Raw genomic sequence first — 26,026 nt, forward strand, 5'->3', positions numbered from 1 at the left:
GCGAGGGAGCTTGCTCCCGCTGGGCTGCGTAGCGGCCCCAAGATTCTGGCAACTATTGCCGAATGTGTGAGTGCTGCGCACTCAAGCGGGAGCAAGCTCCCTCGCCACAAAAGCCACTTCCCCATTGGATCAGCTGTGTGGCGCAGGTTTCGGGATGGCAACGTTATCCAGCATCCGGTTCACCGCCAGTTCCGCCAGCATGACGATCTGCTGAATCGCCATCGCCGTGTGCCGATGCGGCCCTTCCAGATACCCCGCAAAATCACTCGCCATCACACTGGCCTGGGCCAACGATTCACAGGTATGGGCCAACAGGTCTTCGTCTTTGATATCCGGCGCAACCATAAACATCGTGCTCGGCTTGCGGGCAACCGGTGCTTTGAGGGCGGAGGGGTTGAGGTAGTGGTCGAGCGCGCGCTCGGCGGCTTCGTTGAGTTTTTTTGAATCGAGGGATTCGTAGGGGGAAACGTCGTCGGTTTCGGGGGGATTCGGTGTGGCTTTGAACATGGTGAAACTCCATTCGAGAACTGGAGTTCGCCAACACTGCGACCAAGCAGAAGGGTGGCGAACCGTACGCGGGTTGGTCGACCAGGGAATGGAACCCGGCAGGGCCTAAGCCCTCCCACGCACAGCTCGCCATGAAGCAAGCACAAAAGTGCGCCATTCTAAACCTGGGCGACCAAACCCGATCACTGAATTTGCAGCGACCCCCAGAGCCTATCCACTCCACTTCCCACCCGACAACCGTCAAAACCTGTCGGAAACATCCCCCAAAATCATCGTCTGTAGGACTGCCTGAAGATCAAAAGATCGCAGCCTTCGGCAGCGCCTACGCAGGATTTGTTTGCACCCTGTAGGAACTGCCGGAGGCTGCGATCTTTTGGGGCCTAAGCTTGCAGACGTGCGTTGGCCTGCGCCCAGGTGCCGGTCAGCAAACTGGTGGGTGAAACGCCGTCAAAGCGCCAGCGCAGGGCCAATGCCGCGGGCCGCCGCACCACGTGCTCCACCTCGAATGTCCACAGCCGCTCGGCCCCTTGAAAGGCTTCGACCTGCGGGCCTTCGAGGATGACTTGCGTGCGACCGCTGAGGTGCAGCAAATCGCCCGACTCAAAATCGATGAACAGCAAACCGGCTCGTGGGTTGATCAGCAGGTTGCCCAAGGTATTGAAGAACAGGTTGCCGGCGAAGTCTGGGATGGTCAGGCGATTGCCCTCTACCCGGACGAAACCGGCCTGGCCACCCCGATGAGAAACGTCCACTGAGCGCTGGCCATCGACGTCCACATAACTGGCAACAAAGAAGGTATCGGCGCTGGCGATCATGGCTTTGGCCGCGTCATCCAGCCCATTGAGATGCTGCGCGATACGGGTCGCCGGATCCGCCAATGGCACCGAGCGAAACTGGCGCAATTGAATGTATTTCGGGCAATTGCCGAAGGATTGCTCCACCGTCACCTCGAAGCCGCTTGCCGTTACAGCGCCGACTCGACCATTGAGACGGTTGCGCCGTCGGGTGTGCAGCTCGATACCGAGCAGACCGATCGCCGCCCCGTCTTGCAGCTGTGCAGGGTCGTCGCGTCCGGGCAGGCTACCGAGCTGCAACAGCTCGGGCTCGGGGGACTTCGCAAAGCCCGGCGCCCCTTCAAGAATGCTCGCCCAAGGGTTGCCGTCAGCATCCACCGCACCGTACAGCATGAACGGCAGTTGCTGATAGAACGTGCGGTGCTGATCCGGCATCTCGCCGCGAATCACCCGACGACCCAATGCGTCCATTCGCTCGGCGACATCCACATGAGCCTGCAACTGTTTCTCGCCTGCGTGCCAAGGTGAACGTTCCATAACGTCTTCTCCCCTGCGCTCATTGCGCAATAAGAACGGCCCGACTGAATAGGGCCGTGAACATCAGGCAGTTTTTTGCAAACCGGCGACGGTGCGCGGCATGCCGACAAACCCTGGCAAGGCTTCAACGCGCGCCAGCCAGGCCCGGATGTTGGCGTAGTCGTCCAGCGACACATTGCCTTCCGGAGCATGGGCGATGTAGCTGTATGCGGCGATGTCAGCGATGGTCGGCTCATTTGCAGCCAGGTAGGCCGTTTCGCCCAGTTCCTGATCGATCACTTTGAGCCAGGTGTGGGAATAGGCGATCACCTCTTCAGCGTTGTAAGGCGCACCGAATACAGTGATCAGCCTTGCCCTGCCAGGGCCAAAGGCAATCGGCCCGGCGGCGACCGACAACCAGCGCTGAACCTTGGCTGCACCGACCGGATCGGTTGGCAGCCAGCGACCGTTGCCATATTTCTGCGCAAGGTAGACCAGGATTGCGTTGGAGTCGGCCAGCACCATGCCTTGATCGTCAATCACCGGAACCTGACCAAACGGGTTGAGCGCAAGAAAATCCGCTTGTTTATGTGCGCCCTTGGCCAGATCGACGAAGATCAGCTCGGTCGGCAGTTGCAATAACGACAGCATCAGCTCTACACGGTGAGCATGGCCGGAACGTGGGAAGTTGTAGAGTTTGATGGCTTGCATGGTCGACTCCGCTGGGTGGTGGCGCCGCTCAGGAAAGATCAGCGCCGATGGAGGGCTATCTTCCATCTGCAACCAAAGCAACAGAATAACCAGTAAACGCAATCCATTATTTCATCCAGCGCAATAACCCCTCAGCCGTGCAGGGCTGGGTGTTCACGCAGCACCTTCACCGCAAAGTCCACAAAACTGCGAACCCGCGTCGGGGCCTTGCGCCCACCCTGGTAGACCACATGAATGGGCAATGGCGGCAGTTCGAAGTCAGCCAGAACGATTTCCAGCTCACCGGCGGCGATCTTGCTCGCCACTTGGTACGACAGGACTCGGGTCAACCCCAGTCCCATGGCGGCAGCAGTGATCGCCGCTTGATTGGCGGAGACCACAAGACGCGGTTCCGGACGAACGCTGATCGGCTCTCCCGCTTCAAGGAACGGCCAGCTTCTGGGCTGCCCAATCGACGAGGTGGCGATGATCGGGGCGCGGCTCAAATCTGCAGGATGCCGAGGCCGACCATAGTCAGTCAGGAAACCGGGGGAAGCGCAGATCACCCGCCGCACTTCGCCCACTCCAATTGCATGCTGATTGCTGTCAGGCAACTCACCGATGCGCACGGCCACATCGATGCCCTCCTCGACCATGCTCACCACCCGGTCGACCAGTACAGCGTTGATGCTGACTTCAGGGAATTGAGTCAGGTAACCGACCATGAGCGGCGTGACAAACAAATCGCCGAACAACACCGGCGCCGTGATCGTCAGTTGCCCACGGGGTTGGGCATGGCTCCCGGCGGCCGAATCCTCGGCTTCCTGCACCTCGGCGAGAATTCTCCGACAGTCCTCCAGATAACGCTGACCCGCCTCGCTCAAATGCACGCTGCGAGTGGTGCGCGTCAGCAATTGAGTGCCAATGCGCTGCTCAAGCGCCGCCACTGCCCGGGTGACGCTGGCCGCCGACATCCCCAAACGCCGCGCCGCCGCCGAGAAACCTTGTTCCTGGGCGACAGCGGCGAAGACCTGCATTTCCTGGAATCGGTCCATCGGGCATGTCCTTCATTCAGATAAAAAAAATCGCAACCGTAGTAGGCTGCGATTTTTATTGTTTTGATCACCTGTGGATAACTTATTCCACCGTCACCGACTTCGCCAGGTTCCGCGGCTGGTCAACGTCAGTGCCTTTCAACACCGCCACGTAGTACGACAACAACTGCAACGGAATGGTGTAGAGGATCGGCGACAGGATGTCGTGGATGTGCGGCATGTGCACAACATGAGTGCCTTCACCGTTGGTCATGCCGGCCTGCTCGTCGGCGAAGACGATCAGTTCACCGCCGCGGGCGCGGACTTCCTGGAGGTTGGACTTCAACTTCTCCAGCAACTCGTTGTTCGGTGCCACGGTGACCACTGGCATGTCGTTATCCACAAGCGCCAGCGGGCCATGTTTCAGCTCGCCCGCCGGGTAGGCTTCGGCGTGGATGTAGGAGATTTCCTTGAGCTTGAGCGCCCCTTCCATCGCCACCGGGAATTGCGCGCCGCGACCGAGGAACAGCGTGTGGTTCTTCTCGGCGAACAGCTCGGCGATTTTTTCCACAGTGCTGTCCATGGCCAGGGCTTCGCCCAAACGGGTCGGCAGGCGACGCAGCTCTTCGACCAGCGTGGCTTCCACGCCTTCGGCCAACGTGCCTCGAACCTGACCCAGGGACAGGGTCAGCAACAGCAGGCCCACCAATTGAGTGGTGAAGGCTTTGGTCGAGGCCACGCCGATTTCGCGACCGGCCTGGGTCAGCAGCGTCAGGTCCGATTCACGTACCAGGGAGCTGATGCCGACGTTGCAGATTGCCAGGCTGGAAAGGAAACCCAGTTCCTTGGCGTTGCGCAGCGCAGCCAACGTGTCGGCGGTTTCACCTGACTGGGAGATGCTCACGAACAGGGTATCGGGCTGCACCACCACTTTGCGGTAGCGGAACTCGCTGGCGACTTCGACCTGACACGGGATGCCGGCCAGTTCTTCGAGCCAGTAACGGGCAACCATACCGGCGTGATAGCTGGTGCCGCAGGCAACGATCTGTACATTACGCACCTTGGCGAACAGCTCGGCCGCTTGTGGACCAAACGCCTGGACCAGCACCTGATTCTGACTCAGGCGACCTTCAAGGGTGCGTTGCACCACGGCCGGTTGCTCGTGAATTTCCTTGAGCATGTAATGCCGGAATTCACCTTTGTCAGCGGCTTCGGCACCGTCACGGTACTGAACGCTTTCACGCTCGACGAGCGCGCCGTTGATGTCCCAGATCTGCACGCTGTCGCGGCGAATTTCGGCGATATCGCCTTCTTCCAGGTACATGAAGCGGTCGGTGACCTGACGCAAGGCCAACTGGTCGGAGGCAAGAAAGTTTTCACCCAGGCCCAGACCGATCACCAATGGGCTGCCGCTGCGGGCCGCTACAAGACGATCCGGTTGCCGAGCGCTGATCACTGCCAGACCGTATGCACCGTGCAGTTCTTTGACGGTCGCTTTCAGGGCCGCGGTCAGGTCGGGATGCTCATTGAGCTTTTCGTTGAGCAGATGCGCGATGACTTCAGTGTCCGTGTCCGATGTGAACACATGGCCCAGGGCCTTGAGTTGCTCGCGCAGGGCTTCGTGGTTCTCGATGATGCCGTTGTGCACCACCGCCAGATCGCCCGAAAAATGCGGGTGAGCGTTGCGTTCACATGGCGCGCCATGGGTCGCCCAACGGGTATGGGCAATGCCCAGACGACCGACCAGAGGCTCTTCGATCAGCGCCTGTTCCAGTTCGCTGACCTTGCCCGGCCGACGCAGGCGCAAGAGCTCGTCATCGTTGGTGTACACCGCCACGCCGGCGCTGTCATAACCACGGTATTCCAGACGCTTGAGGCCTTCGAGCAGGATGGCGGTAATGTTCCGTTCTGCGACTGCACCAACAATTCCACACATGCTATTTCTCCTGACTGACAGCGGCGCAAATCACATTGATGCCGCGGGCCTGAATCTGATCGCGGGCCTCAAGCGGCAGGCGATCATCGGTAATAAGGGTATGGACGCTGCTCCAAGGCAGCTCCAGATTGGGGATCTTGCGGCCGATCTTGTCGGCCTCGACCATCACGATCACTTCGCGGGCAACTTCGGCCATGACACGGCTCAAGCCCAGCAATTCATTGAAGGTGGTGGTCCCGCGCACCAGATCGATGCCATCGGCACCGATAAATAACTGATCGAAGTCATATGAGCGTAGTACCTGCTCTGCCACCTGACCCTGGAAGGATTCGGAATGCGGATCCCAGGTACCACCGGTCATCAACAGCACCGGTTCGTGCTCGAGTTCAGTCAACGCGTTGGCGACATGCAGGGAGTTGGTCATCACCACCAGGCCCGGTTGCTGGCCGAGTTCCGGGATCATCGCGGCGGTGGTACTGCCACTGTCGATGATGATGCGCGCATGCTCGCGAATCCGCGTGACCGCGGCGCGTGCAATGGCCTGCTTGTATTTGGAAACCGGTTGGCCGATGTCGGCGACCAGTTCCTGCGGCATGGTGACCGCCCCGCCATAACGACGCAGCAACAGACCATTGCTTTCGAGCGCCGCCAGATCCTTGCGAATCGTAACTTCCGAGGTTTCGAAGCGTTTGGCCAGTTCGTCCACACTGACTTCACCCTGCTCATTGAGCAAGGCAAGGATATTGTGGCGGCGTTGGGGCGTGTTGCGCTTCGACATGACTTGGTAAGTTTCGATTCGAAAGATAACGTAAGCAATCAAAACCTATCAGCGAAACTTCGTCAAGCGGGATATGACAAAAAAGACCTGTGGATAAAAGCTTCGCGGGCAAGCCTCGCTCCTACGGGATATCACCGTCCGTAGGAGCGAGGCTTGCCCGCGAAAGCAATCTCATAGGCGCTACATCATGCGCTGTGGATAACTTAACTCTTCTTGATCTTTTCCGGCCGCTTCCAGCCGTCGATGTTCTTCTGTCGAGCCCGGCCTACGGCCAACTGAGCGTTATCCACATTCTGGGTAATGGTCGAACCGGCCGCCGTGGTCGCACCGGAGGAGATATCCACAGGCGCCACCAACGAGTTGTTGGAACCGATGAACACATCTTCACCCAGCACGGTTTTCCACTTGTTGGCACCGTCGTAGTTGCAGGTGATGGTGCCCGCGCCAATGTTGGTGCGCGCACCGATCTCGGCGTCGCCCAGGTACGTCAAGTGACCGGCCTTGGCGCCTTCGCCCATGTGAGCGTTCTTCAATTCAACGAAGTTACCCACATGCGCGCGGGCTTCCAGCACGGTGCCGGGACGCAAACGAGCGAATGGGCCGGCATCGCTGCCTTCGCCGAGAATCGCGCCTTCGATATGACTGTTGGCCTTGATCACCACGCCTTTGCGCAGGGTGCTGTCCTTGATCACGCAGTTCGGGCCGATCACCACGTCGTCCTCAATGACCACTTTGCCCTCGAGGATCACGTTGATGTCGATCAGGATATCGCGACCAACGGTAACCTCACCGCGCACATCGAAACGTGCCGGGTCGCGCAGGGTCACGCCTTGAGCCATCAAACGGCGAGCGGCGCGCAGTTGATAATGACGCTCAAGCTCGGCCAGTTGTTTGCGATCGTTGGCGCCCTGCACTTCCATGGCGTCATGGGGTTGTTCGGTGGCCACCACCAGACCATCGCTGACCGCCATGGCGATCACGTCAGTCAGGTAGTACTCGCCCTGGGCGTTATTGTTGGAGAGGCGGCTCAGCCAATCGCCCAAACGCTGGGAAGGCACCGCCAAAATGCCGGTATTGCCTTCGGTGATCGCACGCTCAACCGCGTTGGCATCTTTCTGCTCAACGATGGCAGTCACTTTGCCGGCGGCATCACGGACAATGCGGCCGTAGCCAGTCGGGTCATCCAGCTCGACAGTCAGCAGACCCAATTGCTGCGGAGCAGCCTGCTTGAGCAGACGTTGCAGGGTTTCGACTTCGATCAACGGCACGTCACCGTAGAGAATCAGCACGGTGTCGGACTCGATGAATGGCACAGCCTGGGCCACCGCATGACCGGTACCCAGCTGTTGGTCCTGCAGGACGAAATTCAGGTCATCGGCGGCCAGACGCTCGCGCACCGCTTCGGCACCATGGCCGATCACCACGTGGATGCGCTGTGGATCAAGTTGCCGGGCGCTGTGGATAACATGGCCGAGCATTGAGTTACCGGCAATCGGATGCAGGACTTTAGGCAAGGCCGAACGCATGCGAGTGCCTTGGCCGGCAGCGAGGATAACGATTTCAAGGGACATGACTGGCTACCAATCCTGGGTGGTCAGCAACTGCGACCAGGTGATAAAAAACGGAAAAGAAAAAGGGTAGCCGAGGCTACCCTTTTTAATCAATCGCGCAACAAGTCGATGGCCGATTAGTGGCCGAACTTCTTGCGGATCTGCTGGACGGTGCGCAGCTGAGCTGCAGCCTCGGCCAGACGTGCGGCAGCAGAACCGTAATCGAATTCCGCGCCTCGCTCATGCAAGGCTTTCTCGGCAGCCTTAACGGCTTCCAGAGCTGCGGCTTCGTCCAGGTCGGCAGCGCGTTGCACGGTGTCGGCAAGAACCTTGACCATGTTCGGCTGAACCTCGAGGAAACCACCGGAGATGTAATACACCTCCTCTTCCCCGCCCTGCTTGACCAGGCGGATCGGACCTGGCTTCAGATTAGTGATCAGCGGCGCGTGACCCAGGGCGATACCAAGATCACCCAGTGCACCGTGCGCAATCACCATCTCGACCAGACCGGAAAAGATTTCTCCTTCCGCGCTGACGATATCGCAATGGACTGTCATAGCCATCTGATTGCCTCAACCTAAATTAGCGCCCGTTGCCGGGCGCCGGGATTACAGTTTCTTGGCTTTCTCGATCGCTTCTTCGATGCCGCCAACCATGTAGAACGCTTGTTCTGGCAGGTGGTCGTAGTCACCGTTGAGGATGCCTTTGAAGCCAGCAATGGTGTCTTTCAGGGAAACGTATTTACCCGATGCACCGGTGAAGACTTCAGCCACGAAGAACGGCTGCGACAAGAAGCGCTGGATCTTACGAGCACGGTTTACCAACTGCTTGTCGGCTTCCGACAGCTCGTCCATACCCAGGATCGCAATGATGTCCTTCAGTTCTTTGTAACGCTGCAGAACGTACTGGACGCCGCGAGCGGTGTCGTAGTGGTCCTGGCCGATTACGTTCGGGTCCAGCTGGCGCGAAGTCGAGTCGAGTGGATCGACCGCTGGGTAGATACCCAGGGAAGCGATGTCACGGGACAGAACGACGGTAGCATCCAAGTGGGCGAAGGTGGTCGCTGGCGACGGGTCGGTCAAGTCATCCGCAGGTACGTATACCGCTTGGATCGAAGTAATCGAACCTTCCTTGGTCGAAGTGATACGTTCTTGCAGAACGCCCATCTCTTCAGCCAGGGTCGGCTGGTAACCTACTGCCGAAGGCATACGGCCCAGCAGTGCGGATACTTCAGTACCGGCCAGGGTGTAACGGTAGATGTTGTCGACGAACAGCAGAACGTCGTTACCTTCGTCACGGAACTTCTCGGCCATGGTCAGGCCGGTCAGTGCTACGCGCAGACGGTTACCCGGCGGCTCGTTCATCTGACCGTAAACCAGTGCCACTTTGTCCAGAACGTTGGAATCCTTCATCTCGTGGTAGAAGTCGTTACCCTCACGAGTACGCTCACCCACACCGGCGAACACGGAATAACCGCTGTGCTCGATGGCGATGTTACGGATCAGTTCCATCATGTTTACGGTCTTGCCTACACCGGCACCACCGAACAGACCGACTTTACCGCCTTTGGCAAACGGGCAAACCAGGTCGATAACCTTGATGCCGGTTTCCAGCAGGTCGTTGCCGCCTGCCTGTTCAGCGAACGAAGGTGCTGGGCGGTGAATGCCCCAACGCTCTTCGGTGTCGATCGGACCAGCTTCGTCGATCGGGTTACCGAGGACGTCCATGATCCGGCCCAGGGTCGCTTTACCGACCGGTACGGAGATGGCTGCGCCAGAATCGGTAACTTCCAGACCGCGTTTCAGGCCCTCTGTGGAACCCATCGCAATGGTGCGAACCACGCCGTCGCCCAGCTGTTGCTGAACTTCCAGAGTGGTTTCAGCCGCGCTCACTACTTTCAGCGCGTTGTAGATGCTCGGTACGCTGTCGCGTGGAAATTCCACGTCGATAACGGCGCCGATGATTTGAACGATACGTCCGCTACTCATAGCTGGATCCTCTGAATATTTGAACCGTTAAACCGCGGCAGCGCCGCCGACGATTTCCGAGATCTCTTGGGTGATCGCAGCCTGACGCGCCTTGTTGTAGACCAGCTGCAAATCGCTGATCAAATCACCGGCGTTGTCGGTAGCGTTCTTCATCGCGATCATCCGCGCAGCTTGTTCAGCCGCGTTGTTCTCGACCACCGCCTGGTAGACCTGCGACTCCACGTAACGGACCATCAAGCCGTCAAGCAGCTCTTTGGCGTCCGGTTCGTAGAGATAGTCCCAGTGGTGCTTGAGTTCTTGATCCGGGGTTGCCACCAGTGGAATCAACTGCTCCACGGTAGGCTGTTGCGTCATGGTGTTGATGAACTTGTTGGACACCACGGACAGGCGGTCAATACGGCCGTCCAGATAGGCATCCAGCATCACCTTGACGCTGCCAATCAAATCATTGATCGACGGCTCTTCACCCAGGTGGCTGATAGCTGCAACGACGTTACCGCCGAAGTTGCGGAAAAAGGCCGCACCCTTGCTACCAACGACACACAGATCAATCTCGACGCCGTTTTCGCGGTTTACCGCCATGTCCTTGACCAGGGCCTTGAACAGGTTGGTGTTCAAGCCACCACACAGACCACGGTCACTGCTCACTACGACATAACCAACGCGCTTTACTTCACGGTCGATCATGAACGGGTGGCGATATTCCGGGTTAGCGTTGGCCAGATGGCCAATAACCTGGCGGATGCGCTCCGCATAAGGACGGCTAGCAGCCATGCGCATTTGTGCCTTGCGCATTTTGCTGACCGCCACTTTTTCCATGGCGCTGGTAATCTTTTGCGTGCTTTTGATGCTCGCAATCTTACTGCGAATCTCTTTTGCGCCTGCCATGTAACACCTATCAGGTTAGCAAGCGGGAGCCTTGCGGCTCCCGCTGCGGCTTACCAGGTTTGGGTGGCCTTGAACTTCTCGATACCGGCTTTCATGCCAGCGTCGATTTCGTCATTGAAGTCACCTTTCACGTTGATCTTCGCCATCAAGTCGGCGTGATCGCGGTTGAAGAAAGCAATCAGCGCTTGTTCGAAGCTGCCGATCTTGGCGATTTCAACGTCAGTCAGGAACCCACGCTCAGCGGCATACAGCGACAGCGCCATGTCAGCGATCGACATTGGTGCGTATTGCTTCTGCTTCATCAGCTCGGTAACGCGCTGACCATGCTCAAGTTGCTTACGGGTCGCTTCGTCCAGGTCAGAAGCGAACTGGGCGAATGCCGCCAGTTCACGGTACTGAGCCAGAGCGGTACGGATACCACCGGACAGCTTCTTGATGATCTTGGTCTGAGCGGCACCACCCACACGGGATACCGAAACACCGGCGTTCACTGCAGGACGGATGCCCGAGTTGAACATGGCCGATTCCAGGAAGATCTGACCGTCGGTGATGGAAATCACGTTGGTCGGAACGAACGCGGAAACGTCGCCAGCCTGGGTTTCGATGATCGGCAGTGCGGTCAGGGAACCGGTTTTGCCGGTCACTGCGCCGTTGGTGAACTTCTCTACGTATTCTTCCGAAACGCGGGATGCGCGCTCCAGCAGACGGGAGTGGAGATAGAACACGTCGCCTGGGTAAGCTTCACGGCCTGGTGGACGGCGCAGCAGCAGGGAAATCTGGCGGTAAGCCACTGCTTGCTTGGACAGATCGTCATAAACGATCAGCGCGTCTTCACCGCGGTCGCGGAAGAATTCACCCATGGTGCAACCGGAGTACGGTGCCAGGAACTGCAGCGCAGGAGATTCCGAAGCACTGGCAGCCACGATGATCGTGTTGGCCAGGGCGCCGTTTTCTTCCAGCTTGCGAACAACGTTGGCGATGGTCGATTGCTTCTGACCGATTGCTACGTAGACGCAGAAAATGCCGCTGTCTTTCTGGTTGATGATCGCGTCGATCGCCAGAGCGGTTTTACCGATCTGACGGTCACCGATGATCAGCTCACGCTGGCCACGGCCGACAGGGATCATGGCATCGACAGCCTTGTAGCCAGTCTGTACAGGCTGGTCTACCGACTTACGCCAGATCACGCCTGGAGCAACTTTCTCGACCGCGTCGGTCTCGGTGTTGCCCAGTGGACCTTTGCCGTCAACAGGGTTACCCAGTGCGTCGACTACGCGACCCAGCAGTTCCTTACCAACCGGAACTTCGAGGATGCGGCCAGTGCACTTGGCGCTCATGCCTTCAGCCAAAGACTGGTATGCGCCCAATACAACGGCACCTACGGAGTCTTGCTCCAGGTTGAGGGCCATACCGAAGACGCCGCCCGGAAACTCGATCATCTCGCCGTACATTACGTCGGCCAGACCGTGAATCCGCACGATACCGTCAGATACGCTGACGACAGTGCCTTCGTTACGGGCTTGGGAGGTCACATCGAGCTTGTCGATGCGGCCCTTGATAATTTCACTTATTTCGGAAGGATTGAGTTGCTGCATTGCTCTGCTGCCCCTTCAAACTCAAGATTTCAATGCTTCGGCAAGTTTCGCGATTTTGCCGCGAATCGAGCCATCGATAACCAGGTCGCCGGCGCGGATGACGACACCACCAATAAGGGCAGCGTCCTCCGCAACTTGCAGGCGCACTTCCCGGTTGAGTCGTGCACTGAGAACCTTGGCGAGTTTGTCTTGCTGTTCTTGGTTCAATGCAAAAGCACTGGTTACTTCCACGTCTACCGATTTCTCTTGTTCGGCCTTGTACAGGTCAAACAGAGCGGCGATCTCCGGCAGAAGCGGGAGACGGTCGTTTTCGGCAACAACGTGAATGAAGTTCTGTGCCTTGGCATCAAACTTGTCGCCGCACACGTCAATAAACGTGGCGGCCTTTTCTGCGCTCGTCAGTCGCGGGGCCTTGAGCACGCGCTGCATGGTGTCGTCTTCCGACACCAGTGCTGCCAGGCCGAGCATGGCTGACCAATTGGCCAGTTGCTGGTGGGCCTGAGCGTGCTCGAAGGCCGCCTTAGCGTAAGGTCGGGCCAACGTGGTCAGTTCTGCCATGATCGCCCTCGCTTAGATTTCAGCAGCCAGTTGGTTAACCAGCTCTGCGTGCGCGTTTTGATCGATTGTTGCACCCAGGATCTTCTCGGCGCCGCCGACTGCCAGCAAGCCCACTTGGGCACGCAGCGCGTCTTTGACACTGTTCAGTTCCTGTTCGATCTCGGCCTGAGCCTGAACCTTCACACGGTCAGCGTCGACACGGGCTTTTTCAACAGCCTCTTCGACAATCTGATTACCGCGTTTCTTGGCTTGCTCGATGATTTCAGCTGCCTGAGCTTTCGCTTCGCGCAGTTGCTGACCCGCTTTCTCTTGGGCCAACTCCAGGTCGCGAGCTGCTCGGCTGGCAGCGTCCAGACCATCAGCGATCTTCTTTTGACGTTCGTGCAGAGCCGTGATGACCGGAGGCCATACGAACTTCATGCAGAACAGTACAAAAATCAGGAACGCAACGGACTGGCCAATCAGGGTCGCATTAATGTTCACGCCAACACCTCGCAGTTACGTTGTCCATCACACCAAATTACCCGGAAGATCCGAGTAATTAGCCAGCGATCTGACCAACGAACGGGTTCGCAAAGGTGAAGAACAGAGCGATACCAACACCGATCATGGTTACGGCGTCGAGCAGACCGGCAACGATGAACATTTTAACTTGCAGCATTGGAACCATTTCTGGCTGACGCGCTGCGCCTTCCAGGAACTTGCCGCCCAGCAGGCCGAAACCAATTGCGGTACCCAGTGCGCCCAGGCCGATCAACAGTGCAACAGCGATAGCGGTTAGACCAACTACAGTTTCCATCTTTCCTCCCGACTTTTACGTCGTATGGTTTAGGTTTTTTAGATTTTAAAGCGGTAAAACAAATCGTTTCATAGCCCGTTCAGGGCACCCACCCGTTTGACCGGGTGGGACATCAGACCAGTCGAGACTGGTCTTAATGGTTCTCTTCGTGCGCCATCGACAGGTAAACGATGGTCAGCATCATGAAGATAAATGCCTGCAGGGTGATGATCAGGATGTGGAACACAGCCCACGCCCACTGCAGAACTACGCCCAGGCCGCTCAGCCAGAGCAGACCGCTGCCGAACATCACAGCGATCAGAATGAACACCAGCTCACCGGCATACATGTTGCCGAACAGACGCAGAGCCAGGGAGATCGGCTTGGCGATCAGGGTTACGAATTCCAGCAGGAAGTTCACCGGAATCAGCAGCGCCTGAACGAAGATGTTCTTGCTGCCGAACGGGTGCAGGGTCAGCTCGCCGATGAAGCCGCCGAGGCCCTTGATCTTGATGCTGTAGAAAATGATCAGCGCGAACACCGTGAAGGCCATGGCCAGAGTCGCGTTCGGGTCGGTGGTCGACACGGCGCGGAACGGGATGTGGTGGTCGCCGGAGATCAGGATGGCCAGCTGAGGAATCCAGTCGACCGGTACCAGGTCGATGGCGTTCATCAGGAACACCCAGACGAAGATGGTCAGTGCCAGTGGTGCAACCACCGGGCTACGGCCATGGAAGCTGTCTTTCACGCTGCCATCGACGAATTCGACCAATACTTCAACGAAGTTCTGCAAAGCACCAGGTACACCGGTAGTCGCCTTCTTCGCCGCCATGCGGAAAAGAAGAACGAAGATCAGACCCAACGCGACCGACCAGCCGAGGGTATCGACGTGGAAAGCCCAGAAGCCCATTTCCTTGGCTTCTGCTGCGGAGTGGGCAAAGCCCCAGCCGCCGTTGGGTAGCTGACCGAAGGTCAGGTTCTGCAAGTGGTGCTGGATATAGCCCGAAGCGGTTGTTTCTGCCATGGTTGCCTCAAACGCCCTAAGGTCTCGAAAGTCTTGTTCTCATAAGCAGGGGAGCGAACCAGCTGACCAGTTGGGTCAGCACGAAGACGCCGAATACTGCTAACGGCGCCAATGGCTTCACACCTGCAAACGTCAATGCAAACAGCACTGCCGTCAAAATCAGTTTGCCCGCCTCGCCGGCATAAAAAGACCGGACGATGGCTTGAGCTGCTCGGGCGCCGGAAAACCGAAATGCCCTGTGAGCGAAATAAATATTGGGAAGCAAGGCTATCAGGCCTCCGCAAAGTCCTGAGTACCCGGCAACGACTCCATACCATCGCCAGAGCGCCAAAGCGGCAATCAGCAAAACGACGAATTGAGCCATTAACACCGGAAAAACAGCCAATCGATGGAAAGGCAAGCGGTCTGGCGTGCGGTTTTCCATCACTTTTGCTCCCCAATGGTCGGCTGCCGAAATTCAATAACTTGGCATAATTTGTGCCGACAAAATGCGCGCAGAGTATAGGGGCGGTTCTGCCCCTATTCAACTGTCAGGTAGTGATTTCCGACTTCACGCTACAAGAGGAATTGTTTCAGCGGATGTGTGCGAGCACACCTTGAAGTTCATCAAGAGAGTTGTAGCCGATCACCAACTGCCCCTTACCCTTCTTTCCGTGGCGAATCTGCACCGCAGAGCCTAGGCGCTCGGCCAGGCGCTGCTCAAGCCGGGCGATATCCGGGTCCGGTTTTGCCGGTTCCACAGGCTCCGGTTTGCCACTCAACCACTGGCGAACCAGTGCTTCAGTCTGGCGCACAGTCAGCCCCCGTGCGACAACATGTCGCGCCCCTTCGACCTGTTGATTTTCCGGTAAACCCAGCAAGGCACGGGCATGACCCATTTCCAGGTCGCCGTGAGACAGCATGGTCTTGATGACTTCCGGCAACGAAATCAGGCGCAACAGATTGGCCACGGTGACGCGGGACTTACCCACAGCCTCGGCCACTTGTTGCTGAGTCAGCTGGAATTCCTGCTGCAAACGCTGCAAGGCCACCGCTTCTTCGATCGGATTGAGGTCTTCGCGCTGGATGTTCTCGATCAGCGCCATGGCGATGGCGGTTTCATCCGGCACATCGCGAACCATCGCCGGGATGGTTTCCTGGCCAGCCTGCTGGCTGGCGCGCCAGCGGCGTTCGCCGGCGATGATTTCGAAGCGACCGCTGCCAATCGGGCGAACCACGATTGGCTGCATCACGCCCTGAGCCTTGATCGACTGCGCCAGCTCTTCCAGCGCCTGAGGATCCATGTCCCGACGCGGCTGGTACTTGCCACGCTGGATCAGGTCCAGGGGCAGGTGCTGCAGCTCACGCTGGTCGGCTTGCACCGCTTGTTCTTCCAGCGAGCTGACAGTCGGACCACTCAGCAGTGCATCCAGTCCACGTCCGAGACCTCGTTTCTTGACGGCCATGGGGATTCCTTAAGTTGCCTGGGCAGCGGCGGTGCGTGAATTTTTGCGTTGACGGCGAACCATCTCGCCGGCCAATGCCAGATAGGCAATCGCGCCGCGCGATGATTTGTCGTACGCCAGCGCCGGCATGCCATAGCTTGGCGCTTCGGCCAGACGGATGTTGCGCGGAATCACCGTGTCGTAGAGCTGATCGCCAAAGTGTTCCTTGAGCTGCGCCGAAACGTCGTTCATCAGGCTCAGGCGCGGGTCGTACATGGTCCGCAACAGGCCTTCGACTTTCAGGTTCGGGTTCAGCAGTTCGGCAATGCGCTTGATGTTATCCACAAGGTCGCTCAACCCTTCGAGCGCGAAGTACTCGCACTGCATGGGGATAATGACCCCGTCGGCGGCAACCAGCGCGTTAAGCGTGAGCATCGACAGCGATGGCGGGCAATCGATCAAAATGTAATCGTAGTTTTCACGAATCGGCGCCAACGCACTGCGCAGACGGCTTTCCTTCATCTGCATTTCCAGCAGAACGACTTCGGCCGCGGTCAGATCGCGGTTGGCCGGCAACAACTGGTAACCACCGTGTTCGGAATAGTGCATGGCCTGGGCCAGATCGCATTCACCGATCAGCAGATCGTAGACCGAGTTTTCCAGGCCATGTTTATCCACACCGCTACCCATGGTGGCGTTGCCCTGTGGATCAAGATCGATCAACAGCACCCGACGCTTGGTAGCGACCAGGGAAGCTGCGAGGTTGATGCAGGTGGTGGTCTTGCCCACACCACCCTTTTGGTTCGCTATCGCGAATACCTTAGCCATTCTTGCTTGTGTTCCCAATCATGCCGTGCGGCGCAGTATCAGCAGATGGCGTTGGCCTTGGCAACCGGGTACGGCCAGGGCGTGTTCGCTATCGAGGTGGAAGTCTGCCGGCAATGCTACCAGCTCATCGGCGGGATGAACGCCCTTCATTGCCAGCCAGCGTGTATCGGCGTCGCCTAAATGGCGAGTCCAGTTGCTGAAGTTCTCCATGCTGCTGAACGCCCGGGAAATGATCCCGTTGAATGGCAGTTCAGGCTGGAAGGCTTCGACGCGACTGTGGATAACTTGCAGGTTATCCAGTTTGAGTTCGAGTTTGACCTGGGTCAGGAAGCGGGTTTTCTTGCCGTTGCTGTCCAGACAGGTCACCTGGGACTCTGGAAACAGGATCGCCAACGGAATACCCGGCATGCCACCGCCGCTGCCAACGTCGACCCAGCGACCGTTTTCGACGAACGACATCACGCTCAAGCTATCGAGCAGGTGACGGGAGACCATTTCGTCCGGATCGCGCACGGCGGTCAGGTTGTAAGCCTTGTTCCATTTGATCAACAAGGCCAGATAACCCAACAGCTGAGCGTGCTGGGCTTCCGTCAGTGTGACACCGAGCTGGCGAGCACCTGTGGATAACTCTTCTGCATGTTGCGAGGTAACCAACGAACTCAAGCGCTTTGCTCCAACTGACGGCCCGCGCCGCGTTTTTTCAAATGAATCATCAACAGCGAAATCGCCGCAGGGGTCACGCCCGGAATCCGCGACGCCTGGCCCAAAGTCTCTGGACGGGTCGCACCGAGCTTGCTCTGGATCTCTTTGGAGAGACCGGAGATGTTCGTGTAATCGATATCCACAGGCAGTTTGGTGTCTTCGCTGGCCCGCAGGCGTGCGATTTCATCCTGTTGACGGTCGATGTAACCGGCGTATTTGGTCTTGATTTCGACCTGTTCGGCGACCTGTGGATCTTCTGCGCCCCCGCCAGTCACGGCGATCAGACCAGCGTAGTCGATTTCCGGACGGCTCAGCAGGTTGAGCAAATTGTATTCGTGGGTCAGCGGCGTGCCGAACTTCTCGGCAATCGCATCGCCCTGTTCGGTGCCCGGGCGGACCCAGGTACTTTTCAGGCGTTGTTCTTCCAGATCGATGCTTTCGCGTTTTTTGCAGAAAGCCGCCCAACGCACGTCATCCACCAGACCCAGTTCGCGACCTTTTTCGGTCAGGCGCAGGTCGGCGTTGTCTTCACGCAGAATCAAGCGGTATTCGGCGCGGGATGTGAACATCCGATACGGTTCCTGGGTACCGAGGGTAATCAGGTCGTCAACCAAAACGCCGATGTACGCTTCGTCGCGACGCGGGCACCAGGCTTCTTTGCCCTGGGCTCGCAGTGCGGCGTTGGCTCCGGCCAGCAAACCCTGGGCACCGGCTTCTTCGTAACCGGTGGTGCCGTTGATCTGCCCGGCGAAGAACAGACCGGCGATGACTTTGGTTTCCAAGCTGTACTTCAGATCACGCGGGTCGAAGTAGTCGTATTCGATGGCGTAGCCCGGACGCACGATGTGCGCGTTTTCCATGCCACGGATCGATTGCACGATCTGCAATTGCACGTCGAACGGCAAGGATGTGGATATCCCGTTCGGGTACAGCTCGTGAGTGGTCAACCCTTCCGGTTCGATGAAGACTTGGTGGCTTTCCTTGTCGGAAAAGCGATGGATCTTGTCTTCGATCGATGGGCAATAACGTGGGCCGATGCCTTCGATCAACCCGGCATCGGAATACATTGGCGAACGGTCGAGGTTGGCGGCAATGATTTCGTGGGTCCGGGCGTTGGTGTGGGTGATCCAGCAGCTGACCTGTTTCGGGTGCTGCTCTTTGGAGCCCATGAACGACATCACCGGGATCGGCGTATCACCGGCTTGCTCGGTCATGACCGAGAAATCCACAGACCGACCGTCGATACGCGGCGGCGTTCCGGTTTTCAAGCGGCCAACACGCAGTGGCAATTCACGCAACCGGTGAGCCAGGGCGATCGACGGCGGATCACCGGCGCGACCGCCGGAATAATTCTGCATGCCGATGTGGATAAGTCCACCGAGGAAGGTTCCCGTCGTCAGCACCACGGAGTCGGCGAAGAAACGCAGGCCCATTTGGGTGACAACGCCGCGCACTTGTTCCTGTTCGACGATCAGGTCGTCCGCGGCCTGTTGAAATATCCACAGGTTCGGCTGGTTTTCCAAAGCTTCGCGGACAGCGGCCTTGTACAGCACCCGATCTGCCTGGGCGCGAGTTGCACGCACGGCCGGGCCTTTGCGGCTGTTCAATACGCGAAATTGAATACCACCTTTATCGGTAGCCATGGCCATCGCGCCGCCCAGGGCATCGATTTCCTTGACCAGATGGCTTTTGCCGATCCCACCAATGGCGGGATTGCAGCTCATGGCACCGAGGGTTTCCACGTTATGCGTCAGCAACAGGGTTTTTGCCCCCATACGTGCTGATGCAAGTGCTGCCTCGGTACCGGCATGACCGCCGCCGATGACGATCACTTCAAAACGGGAAGGGAAATCCACCACGCACCTCGTGCCTGCTTTAGTCAGGTAATCCGGAATAGTTTGAGCTCAGGTTCTTGGACCTGGTCGGCAAGTATAGGGACTTCGCCCTTCCTAAAGAACCCTTTGCACAAAATTTAACCAGCTGTGGAGAAGTCGGGGTTATAGAAATTAAAAAGAGAGAAATTTATTAAATCTTTGTTTTTATGTTTATTTCTACTGATCCACCTTTCTGTGGATAGATTCATACAGGCCTTTATTTTCAATGTGTACAGAGATTCAAAACCCTGTGGTCATGTGCCAAGGAGGCCCTTGGATAACCGGTGTAAGCCTGTGGATGAAAGGGGTGGTTATCCACAGAGGCGGTTATCTTCAGTTTTGAGGCCTTGTTATCAACTGCCCTTAGCGGCAGTTATTCACAGGGCTTAATCCACAGAAAAGGGCTGACCGAGTAAATCCCGTGCACGGAAAATCCGCCCGAACAGAAAAATCTGCTCGGGAGTAGAGGGCTATTTCAGAAGAAGAGGAGCAGACAGGCCAGAACGGCCTGTCTGTGGGTAACGCAGAAGGACTATTTACCGATGCAGAAGCTGGAAAAGATCCTGCCCAGCAGATCATCGGAGCTGAATGCGCCGGTGATTTCGCCCAAAGACTGCTGGGCTTGCCGCAAATCTTCGGCCAGCAGTTCACCGGCACCCGCTAACGTCAGCTGCGCGCGGCCGTGTTCGAGGGACGCACTCGCGTGACGCAGTGCCTCCAGGTGACGCCTGCGAGCACTGAAGCTGCTTTCAGAGGTCTGCTCGTAACCCATGCAAGCCTTGAGATGCTCGCGCAACAACTCCAGGCCTTCGCCGGCGGACCTGGCACTGAGGCTGATCGTGACGTGGCCATCGTTACTGACTTCCAGGGCAATTGCTTCGCCCGTCAGGTCTGCCTTGTTACGAATCAGCGTCACTTTTGCCGGATCCGGGCGGGTTTCAAGGAATTCAGGCCACAAGGCAAATGGATCAAGGGCCTCGGGAGCCGTGGCATCGACCACCAGCAACACCCGATCCGCTTCGCCGATGGCTTTCAATGCCCGTTCGACGCCGATTTTCTCCACCTGATCATCGGTATCCCGCAGCCCTGCAGTGTCGACCACGTGCAACGGCATGCCATCGATGTGGATATGTTCGCGAAGAATGTCCCGGGTCGTGCCGGCTATCTCGGTCACGATCGCGGCTTCACGTCCGGCCAAGGCATTCAGAAGGCTGGACTTGCCGGCATTCGGCCTGCCGGCAATGACTACCGTCATGCCGTCACGCAGCAAGGCCCCCTGCCCGGCTTCCCTAAGCACTGTGGATAATTCGTCGCGCACTTTATCCAGCATGCTCAGCACGTGGCCATCGGCAAGGAAGTCGATTTCTTCTTCAGGGAAGTCGATGGCCGCTTCGACGTAAATGCGCAGGCCTATCAGTTGCTCGGTAAGGTTATGGACACGCTGGGAAAACGCCCCTTGCAACGAACGCAGGGCATTTCGTGCTGCCTGTGCAGAACTCGCCTCGATCAGGTCGGCAATGGCTTCGGCCTGAGCCAGGTCAAGCTTGTCATTGAGGAAGGCGCGTTCGCTGAATTCACCCGGTCGGGCCAGACGGCAGCCCAGTTCAAGGCAGCGTTTGAGCAACATATCCAGGACGATTGGTCCGCCGTGGCCCTGCAGCTCCAGCACATCTTCGCCGGTGAACGAATTCGGTCCCGGGAAATACAGCGCGATGCCTTCGTCCAGCACCTCTTCGTTTTCACTGAGGAACGGGCCGTAATGGGCGAACCGCGGTTTCAGTTCGCGGCCGCTGATGGCTTTGGCCGCCACACTCGCCAGCGGCCCGGAAATACGGACGATGCCCACACCACCGCGACCTTGAGCGGTGGCGACGGCAGCGATGGTTTCACGAGGAACGCTCATAAACCGGTATCCAGACAAAAGTGACAGATAGCAAAACGCCCCACTAGGGGGCGTTTTGAGTGGTTATCCACAGTGTAAATCAGGCAGCTGCTTTGGTAGCCGCTTCGATCTTACGAGTGATGTACCACTGTTGGGCGATCGACAGGCAGTTGTTCACTACCCAGTACAGTACCAGACCGGCCGGGAACCACAGGAAGAAGAAGGTGAAGATGATTGGCATCAGCTTCATCACCTTGGCCTGCATCGGATCCGGAGGTGTCGGGTTCAACTGCTGCTGGATGAACATGGTTGCGCCCATGATGATCGGCAGAATGAAGAACGGATCCTTGATCGACAGGTCAGTAATCCACAGCATGAATGGCGCCTGGCGCATTTCCACGCTTTCCAGCAGAACCCAGTACAGCGAAAGGAAAACCGGCATCTGCACCAGGATTGGCAAGCAGCCACCCAGTGGATTGATCTTCTCTTTCTTGTACAGCTCCATCATGGCTTGCGACATTTTCTGCCGGTCTTCGCCATGTTGCTCTTTCAGCGCGGCCAGTTTCGGTGCCACTGCACGCATGCGAGCCATGGATTTGTAGCTGGCGGCCGACAGCGGGAAGAAAATCCCCTTGATCAGCATGGTCAGGAAGATGATCGAGAAGCCCCAGTTACCAACCAGTGCGTGGATATGTTGCAGCAACCAGAAGATTGGCTGGGCAATGAACCACAGAATGCCGTAGTCGACGGTCAGTTCCAGACCTGGGGACAACTGTTTCAGCACAGCCTGGCTTTTTGGACCTGCGTACAGAACGGCGCTGGTTTCAACCTTGGCACCTGGCGCAGCGGTCAGCGAAGGACCGGTGTAGCCGATGATGTAGTTGCCTTTGCTGTCTTTACGGGTCTGGACGACGTTGTTTTCGCCCTTGGCCGGAATCCATGCGGTCACGAAATAGTGCTGCAACCAGGCAACCCAGCCACCGCTGACGGTTTCTTTCAGCTGAGCCTTGTCCATGTCCTTCATCGACACTTTCTTGTACGGCTCGTTACTTGTCCACAGGGCGGCGCCCAGGTAAGTCGCGGTGCCGGTGGCAGTGCTGGAAGAAGGATCGGAACTGGCATCACGCTTCAGTTGCGCGAACATTGCACCGGACCAGGGCTGAGCGCTCTGGTTGTCGATCAGGTAGGAAACGGTTACGTCATACAGGCCACGTTTCAGGGTGAAACGCTTGATGTAGTTGACGCCGTCCTTGCTGAACTTCAGGTCCACGACCAATTGGTCCTGACCGTCAGCCAGTTGATAAGTCTTCTTCTCGGAGGAGTAAACCGGACGACCGGCAGGACTTGCGTCCGGTCCATTGGTGCCGATCAGGCCGCTCTGAGCCAGATAAGTCCGCTCGTTGCCGTTATCGAACAGCTGGAATGGAATTTCCGGATGGTCCTGGCGACGTGGATACAGCGGCAGCGTCAACTGGGCAACATCGCCACCTTGTGGGTCAACGGCCAGGTTGAGCACATCCGTTTTGATCTGGATGAGGTCTTTGCTTGCAGCCACTGGCGTTTCAGCAGGTGCAGTTGCACTGGTATCGCTTGCGGCGCGCGGGATGTCGTCACTGGCGGAAGCATTATTGCCAGTCGCCGTATCCGGTAGGCCCGGTGCGGTAGTACTGGAAGCAACATTCTGAGTCGGCAGGGCAGCCTGGCCATAGTCCTGGTTCCATTTAAGAACCATAACGTAGGACACGATTGCCAGGGCGACGATCAGGATCGTGCGTTTGATATCCATGATTACTCGGCCATCGAAGAAGAACGGGAGGTAGGGATAGGTGGAACCGGGTCATAACCACCGGGATTCCACGGATGACAGCGACCTAAACGACGAAAGGTCAGCCAGCCACCGCGCAGAAGGCCATGATTTTCTATGGCTTCTAACGCGTAGCAGGAACAACTGGGGTAGAAACGACAGTGATTGGCCATCAGGGGACTAATGGCATAGCGATAAAACTGGATCGGAACGAGTGCCAGTTTACGCATCGGGACTGTCTACCCCTACAGTTTCGGCTTTGACTGCTGGTACCGGCTTGCTGCGTGCCAGACGCTTCCAGAGTTTGCCGAAATGCTGAATCAATTCGGGGTTTTCTACGTCACCCAAACCTTTGCGCGCGACGATAACAATGTCCCAACCGACCAGTGAATCCTGGTTCAGGCGAAACGATTCGCGCATCAGACGTTTGAGGCGATTGCGCTCGACGGAGAGCTTTACGCTCTTTTTCCCGATAACCAGCCCGAGACGGGGGTGATCAAGATCGTTATTGCGCGCAAGGAGCAGGAGATTTTTCCCCGGAACCTTGCCGGTAGGGGAGTCAAAGACTGCCTTGAAATGCCGGGGAGTAAGCAGACGCTTATCCCGACTGAAGTCCTGACTCACCTCCAGTGCCGGATTATCAAACTGCCAGACGCGCACGACCTTTGGCGCGACGACGCGACAGGACGGCACGACCGTTCTTGGTAGCCATGCGAGCACGGAAACCGTGGGTACGAGCGCGTTTGATAGTGCTTGGTTGGAAAGTACGTTTCATTGTCGTGTTACCTGGTTCGTCCACAACGGGCCGGAATGGCCCCCGTTTTAAGAGACCGGGGATTCTAGAGAAAGCAAGCCTCTAGGTCAATTTCCAACCAACGTTTCCTTATAAATAGATCTCCAGAGGTTTTGCTCGTCCGCAGGTCGTTCGCTAGATATAGAAATAAAGAAGGGAATTATTTAAAGCTTTTCTGTAAAGCTTGTAAAAGCTAGGCACGCGATCATCTGTGGATAACTACCTTAAGCCCTTAAAAACCGTGATGTACAGAGAATGACAACTACGGTGGAAAACGGTGGTCAGCCTGTGCTGCGCTATCGGATAAGCTGTGCGTGGAAAGGTCAGTTATCCACAGCCAGGTTATCCACCGAGTTTCGCCCCCACTTGTCCAGTGCCCTCATGGGCGGTTATCCACAGAGCTTATGCACATACCGTTGGTCTTCTTTTCGAGGGTTAACGCGTTGATAATTCATGCCCTGTGCGCAACCTGCATGTGGATAAGTGGGCGTCTGGCCGCTACAATGACCGCTTGTTTTTGCCTCACCGGCTTTCAACTTAGGGGATATCCGTGTCAGTGGAACTTTGGCAGCAGTGCGTGGAGCTTTTGCGCGATGAGCTGCCTGCCCAACAATTCAACACTTGGATCCGCCCGCTACAGGTCGAAGCCGAAGGCGACGAGTTGCGTGTCTACGCACCGAATCGTTTTGTTCTCGACTGGGTCAACGAAAAGTACCTGGGCCGCGTCCTTGAACTGCTGGATGAGCACGGCAATGGCATGGCGCCGGCGCTTTCCTTATTAATAGGCAGCAAACGCAGTTCGGCACCGCGTGCGGCACCCAATGCGCCGTTGGCCGCTGCGGCGTCCCAGGCTCAGGCGGCGGCCGCACCGGTCAGCGCTCCAGCCCCTGCTCCGGCGGCGGCACCGACCAAGCGTTCGACGCAAAAAGTTGCCGAGGTCAGTGAAGAGCCGTCCCGCGACAGCTTCGACCCAATGGCCGGCGCCAGTTCGCAACAGGCCCCGGTTCGTTCCGAGCAGCGCACTGTGCAGGTCGAAGGTGCGCTCAAGCACACCAGCTACCTGAACCGCACTTTCACCTTCGAGAACTTTGTCGAAGGTAAGTCCAACCAACTGGCCCGGGCTGCGGCCTGGCAGGTGGCGGACAACCCCAAGCACGGTTACAACCCGCTCTTCCTTTATGGCGGCGTCGGTTTGGGTAAAACCCACTTGATGCACGCTGTGGGTAACCACCTATTAAAGAAGAACCCGAATGCCAAGGTCGTGTACCTGCATTCGGAGCGTTTCGTGGCCGACATGGTCAAGGCGCTGCAGCTGAACGCGATCAACGAGTTCAAGCGCTTCTACCGTTCGGTGGATGCGTTGCTGATCGATGACATTCAGTTCTTCGCTCGCAAGGAACGTTCGCAGGAAGAGTTTTTCCACACCTTCAACGCCCTGCTCGAAGGTGGCCAGCAGGTCATTCTCACCAGTGACCGCTATCCGAAAGAAATCGAAGGCCTTGAAGAACGCCTCAAATCCCGCTTTGGCTGGGGCCTGACGGTTGCCGTCGAGCCGCCTGAGCTGGAAACCCGCGTAGCGATCCTGATGAAAAAGGCCGACCAGGCCAAAGTCGATCTGCCACACGACGCGGCATTCTTCATTGCCCAGCGTATTCGCTCCAACGTTCGTGAGCTGGAAGGCGCGCTTAAACGCGTGATCGCCCACTCGCACTTCATGGGCCGCGACATCACCATCGAGCTGATTCGCGAATCCCTGAAGGACTTGTTGGCGCTGCAAGACAAACTGGTCTCTGTGGATAACATTCAGCGCACCGTCGCCGAGTATTACAAGATCAAGATCTCCGACCTGCTGTCCAAGCGTCGTTCACGCTCGGTAGCACGTCCGCGTCAGGTCGCCATGGCGTTGTCCAAGGAATTGACCAACCACAGCCTGCCGGAAATCGGCGATGTGTTTGGTGGCCGCGACCACACGACTGTTTTGCACGCCTGCCGCAAGATCAACGAGCTTAAGGAATCCGACGCGGACATCCGCGAGGACTATAAGAACCTGCTGCGTACACTGACCACTTGATGAACACACCAG

At 57.5% G+C, this 26,026-nt stretch carries 25 protein-coding genes and 1 pseudogene; 1 reads left to right on the top strand and 25 read right to left on the bottom strand.

Annotated elements, in window-relative coordinates; all coding sequences use genetic code 11:
• Window positions 1–129: 129 nt before the first annotated feature.
• The 25 genes and pseudogenes from AC1RO5_RS06230 to rpmH all read right to left on the bottom strand — a co-directional run bounded on the left by AC1RO5_RS06230 (window position 130) and on the right by rpmH (window position 23,925).
• Window positions 130–507, bottom strand: a complete 378-nt coding sequence (locus AC1RO5_RS06230; protein WP_493173630.1) for a DUF6124 family protein — start codon at window positions 505–507, stop codon at window positions 130–132.
• A 383-nt stretch (window positions 508–890) separates the two neighbouring features.
• A pseudogene (locus tag AC1RO5_RS06235) lies at window positions 891–1,838 on the bottom strand (FAD-binding oxidoreductase); the annotation flags it as partial.
• A 63-nt stretch (window positions 1,839–1,901) separates the two neighbouring features.
• Complete coding sequence (locus AC1RO5_RS06240) at window positions 1,902–2,528, bottom strand: glutathione S-transferase family protein (protein WP_493173632.1); 627 nt, start codon at window positions 2,526–2,528, stop codon at window positions 1,902–1,904.
• A gap of 131 nt (window positions 2,529–2,659) precedes the next feature.
• A complete protein-coding gene (locus AC1RO5_RS06245; RefSeq protein ID WP_493173634.1) occupies window positions 2,660–3,562 on the bottom strand; it encodes a LysR family transcriptional regulator in 903 nt (300 codons plus the stop codon).
• An 82-nt stretch (window positions 3,563–3,644) separates the two neighbouring features.
• Complete coding sequence (gene glmS / locus AC1RO5_RS06250) at window positions 3,645–5,477, bottom strand: glutamine--fructose-6-phosphate transaminase (isomerizing) (RefSeq protein ID WP_493173636.1); 1,833 nt, start codon at window positions 5,475–5,477, stop codon at window positions 3,645–3,647.
• A 1-nt stretch (window position 5,478) separates the two neighbouring features.
• Window positions 5,479–6,255, bottom strand: a complete 777-nt coding sequence (locus AC1RO5_RS06255; RefSeq protein ID WP_007934349.1) for a DeoR/GlpR family DNA-binding transcription regulator — start codon at window positions 6,253–6,255, stop codon at window positions 5,479–5,481.
• A gap of 203 nt (window positions 6,256–6,458) precedes the next feature.
• Window positions 6,459–7,826, bottom strand: a complete 1,368-nt coding sequence (glmU, locus tag AC1RO5_RS06260) for a bifunctional UDP-N-acetylglucosamine diphosphorylase/glucosamine-1-phosphate N-acetyltransferase GlmU (protein WP_493173639.1) — start codon at window positions 7,824–7,826, stop codon at window positions 6,459–6,461.
• A 116-nt stretch (window positions 7,827–7,942) separates the two neighbouring features.
• A complete protein-coding gene (locus AC1RO5_RS06265) occupies window positions 7,943–8,368 on the bottom strand; it encodes a F0F1 ATP synthase subunit epsilon (RefSeq protein WP_007985046.1) in 426 nt (141 codons plus the stop codon).
• 45 nt (window positions 8,369–8,413) lie between these two features.
• The gene (atpD, locus tag AC1RO5_RS06270) at window positions 8,414–9,793 is read right to left on the bottom strand and encodes a F0F1 ATP synthase subunit beta (protein WP_007911961.1); all 1,380 of its coding nucleotides are present in this window, start codon (window positions 9,791–9,793) and stop codon (window positions 8,414–8,416) included.
• Window positions 9,794–9,820: 27 nt separating this feature from the next.
• Entirely contained in the window at window positions 9,821–10,681 is an 861-nt protein-coding gene (gene atpG / locus AC1RO5_RS06275) for a F0F1 ATP synthase subunit gamma (protein ID WP_007934344.1), read from the bottom strand.
• A 50-nt stretch (window positions 10,682–10,731) separates the two neighbouring features.
• A complete protein-coding gene (gene atpA / locus AC1RO5_RS06280) occupies window positions 10,732–12,276 on the bottom strand; it encodes a F0F1 ATP synthase subunit alpha (RefSeq protein WP_007934342.1) in 1,545 nt (514 codons plus the stop codon).
• A 21-nt stretch (window positions 12,277–12,297) separates the two neighbouring features.
• A complete protein-coding gene (locus AC1RO5_RS06285) occupies window positions 12,298–12,834 on the bottom strand; it encodes a F0F1 ATP synthase subunit delta (protein ID WP_019580345.1) in 537 nt (178 codons plus the stop codon).
• A gap of 12 nt (window positions 12,835–12,846) precedes the next feature.
• The gene (locus AC1RO5_RS06290) at window positions 12,847–13,317 is read right to left on the bottom strand and encodes a F0F1 ATP synthase subunit B (RefSeq protein ID WP_057397315.1); all 471 of its coding nucleotides are present in this window, start codon (window positions 13,315–13,317) and stop codon (window positions 12,847–12,849) included.
• Between the two features lie 58 nt (window positions 13,318–13,375).
• A complete protein-coding gene (gene atpE, locus AC1RO5_RS06295) occupies window positions 13,376–13,633 on the bottom strand; it encodes a F0F1 ATP synthase subunit C (protein WP_003097235.1) in 258 nt (85 codons plus the stop codon).
• A gap of 133 nt (window positions 13,634–13,766) precedes the next feature.
• The gene (gene atpB, locus AC1RO5_RS06300) at window positions 13,767–14,636 is read right to left on the bottom strand and encodes a F0F1 ATP synthase subunit A (protein WP_007934337.1); all 870 of its coding nucleotides are present in this window, start codon (window positions 14,634–14,636) and stop codon (window positions 13,767–13,769) included.
• 16 nt (window positions 14,637–14,652) lie between these two features.
• Window positions 14,653–15,060 carry a F0F1 ATP synthase subunit I gene (locus tag AC1RO5_RS06305; RefSeq protein ID WP_064621181.1) on the bottom strand — a complete coding sequence of 136 codons (408 nt, stop codon included), beginning with the start codon at window positions 15,058–15,060 and terminating at the stop codon, window positions 14,653–14,655.
• Between the two features lie 148 nt (window positions 15,061–15,208).
• The gene (locus tag AC1RO5_RS06310) at window positions 15,209–16,081 is read right to left on the bottom strand and encodes a ParB/RepB/Spo0J family partition protein (RefSeq protein ID WP_007934333.1); all 873 of its coding nucleotides are present in this window, start codon (window positions 16,079–16,081) and stop codon (window positions 15,209–15,211) included.
• A 9-nt stretch (window positions 16,082–16,090) separates the two neighbouring features.
• Complete coding sequence (locus tag AC1RO5_RS06315; RefSeq protein WP_007934331.1) at window positions 16,091–16,888, bottom strand: ParA family protein; 798 nt, start codon at window positions 16,886–16,888, stop codon at window positions 16,091–16,093.
• A gap of 18 nt (window positions 16,889–16,906) precedes the next feature.
• Complete coding sequence (gene rsmG / locus AC1RO5_RS06320; protein WP_493173642.1) at window positions 16,907–17,551, bottom strand: 16S rRNA (guanine(527)-N(7))-methyltransferase RsmG; 645 nt, start codon at window positions 17,549–17,551, stop codon at window positions 16,907–16,909.
• Window positions 17,548–19,446 carry a tRNA uridine-5-carboxymethylaminomethyl(34) synthesis enzyme MnmG gene (gene mnmG / locus AC1RO5_RS06325; protein WP_493173644.1) on the bottom strand — a complete coding sequence of 633 codons (1,899 nt, stop codon included), beginning with the start codon at window positions 19,444–19,446 and terminating at the stop codon, window positions 17,548–17,550. The genes rsmG and mnmG overlap by 4 nt, the downstream gene beginning before the upstream one ends.
• A 550-nt stretch (window positions 19,447–19,996) precedes the next feature.
• Complete coding sequence (gene mnmE / locus AC1RO5_RS06330) at window positions 19,997–21,367, bottom strand: tRNA uridine-5-carboxymethylaminomethyl(34) synthesis GTPase MnmE (RefSeq protein ID WP_018927324.1); 1,371 nt, start codon at window positions 21,365–21,367, stop codon at window positions 19,997–19,999.
• Between the two features lie 79 nt (window positions 21,368–21,446).
• On the bottom strand, window positions 21,447–23,132 hold the full coding sequence (yidC, locus tag AC1RO5_RS06335) for a membrane protein insertase YidC (protein ID WP_493173646.1): 1,686 nt from the start codon (window positions 23,130–23,132) through the stop codon (window positions 21,447–21,449).
• Between the two features lie 2 nt (window positions 23,133–23,134).
• Window positions 23,135–23,380 carry a membrane protein insertion efficiency factor YidD gene (gene yidD / locus AC1RO5_RS06340; protein ID WP_003213574.1) on the bottom strand — a complete coding sequence of 82 codons (246 nt, stop codon included), beginning with the start codon at window positions 23,378–23,380 and terminating at the stop codon, window positions 23,135–23,137.
• Entirely contained in the window at window positions 23,373–23,774 is a 402-nt protein-coding gene (gene rnpA, locus AC1RO5_RS06345; protein ID WP_026286513.1) for a ribonuclease P protein component, read from the bottom strand. The genes yidD and rnpA overlap by 8 nt, the downstream gene beginning before the upstream one ends.
• A gap of 16 nt (window positions 23,775–23,790) precedes the next feature.
• Entirely contained in the window at window positions 23,791–23,925 is a 135-nt protein-coding gene (rpmH, locus tag AC1RO5_RS06350) for a 50S ribosomal protein L34 (RefSeq protein ID WP_003213577.1), read from the bottom strand.
• A gap of 568 nt (window positions 23,926–24,493) precedes the next feature.
• On the opposite strand from rpmH, the gene dnaA reads away from it, so the two are divergent.
• Window positions 24,494–26,014: a chromosomal replication initiator protein DnaA gene (gene dnaA, locus AC1RO5_RS06355; RefSeq protein ID WP_007934322.1), complete on the top strand. Its 1,521-nt coding sequence runs from the start codon at window positions 24,494–24,496 to the stop codon at window positions 26,012–26,014.
• The last annotated feature ends 12 nt before the right edge of the window (window positions 26,015–26,026 follow it).

This window comes from Pseudomonas sp. GW822-FHT02G04, from assembly GCF_058802085.1.

Coding starts and splice junctions, on each gene's coding strand:
- AC1RO5_RS06245 (WP_493173634.1), bottom strand. CDS start 3,562: ATGGACCGATTCCAGGAAATGCAGGTCTTCGCCGCTGTCGCCCAGGAA.
- atpA (WP_007934342.1), bottom strand. CDS start 12,276: ATGCAGCAACTCAATCCTTCCGAAATAAGTGAAATTATCAAGGGCCGC.
- yidD (WP_003213574.1), bottom strand. CDS start 23,380: ATGCGTAAACTGGCACTCGTTCCGATCCAGTTTTATCGCTATGCCATT.
- atpB (WP_007934337.1), bottom strand. CDS start 14,636: ATGGCAGAAACAACCGCTTCGGGCTATATCCAGCACCACTTGCAGAAC.
- AC1RO5_RS06310 (WP_007934333.1), bottom strand. CDS start 16,081: ATGGCCGTCAAGAAACGAGGTCTCGGACGTGGACTGGATGCACTGCTG.
- AC1RO5_RS06285 (WP_019580345.1), bottom strand. CDS start 12,834: ATGGCAGAACTGACCACGTTGGCCCGACCTTACGCTAAGGCGGCCTTC.
- AC1RO5_RS06240 (WP_493173632.1), bottom strand. CDS start 2,528: ATGCAAGCCATCAAACTCTACAACTTCCCACGTTCCGGCCATGCTCAC.
- atpE (WP_003097235.1), bottom strand. CDS start 13,633: ATGGAAACTGTAGTTGGTCTAACCGCTATCGCTGTTGCACTGTTGATC.
- atpG (WP_007934344.1), bottom strand. CDS start 10,681: ATGGCAGGCGCAAAAGAGATTCGCAGTAAGATTGCGAGCATCAAAAGC.
- AC1RO5_RS06265 (WP_007985046.1), bottom strand. CDS start 8,368: ATGGCTATGACAGTCCATTGCGATATCGTCAGCGCGGAAGGAGAAATC.
- AC1RO5_RS06305 (WP_064621181.1), bottom strand. CDS start 15,060: ATGGAAAACCGCACGCCAGACCGCTTGCCTTTCCATCGATTGGCTGTT.
- AC1RO5_RS06315 (WP_007934331.1), bottom strand. CDS start 16,888: ATGGCTAAGGTATTCGCGATAGCGAACCAAAAGGGTGGTGTGGGCAAG.
- glmS (WP_493173636.1), bottom strand. CDS start 5,477: ATGTGTGGAATTGTTGGTGCAGTCGCAGAACGGAACATTACCGCCATC.
- rpmH (WP_003213577.1), bottom strand. CDS start 23,925: ATGAAACGTACTTTCCAACCAAGCACTATCAAACGCGCTCGTACCCAC.
- AC1RO5_RS06230 (WP_493173630.1), bottom strand. CDS start 507: ATGTTCAAAGCCACACCGAATCCCCCCGAAACCGACGACGTTTCCCCC.
- yidC (WP_493173646.1), bottom strand. CDS start 23,132: ATGGATATCAAACGCACGATCCTGATCGTCGCCCTGGCAATCGTGTCC.
- glmU (WP_493173639.1), bottom strand. CDS start 7,826: ATGTCCCTTGAAATCGTTATCCTCGCTGCCGGCCAAGGCACTCGCATG.
- atpD (WP_007911961.1), bottom strand. CDS start 9,793: ATGAGTAGCGGACGTATCGTTCAAATCATCGGCGCCGTTATCGACGTG.
- mnmE (WP_018927324.1), bottom strand. CDS start 21,367: ATGAGCGTTCCTCGTGAAACCATCGCTGCCGTCGCCACCGCTCAAGGT.
- AC1RO5_RS06255 (WP_007934349.1), bottom strand. CDS start 6,255: ATGTCGAAGCGCAACACGCCCCAACGCCGCCACAATATCCTTGCCTTG.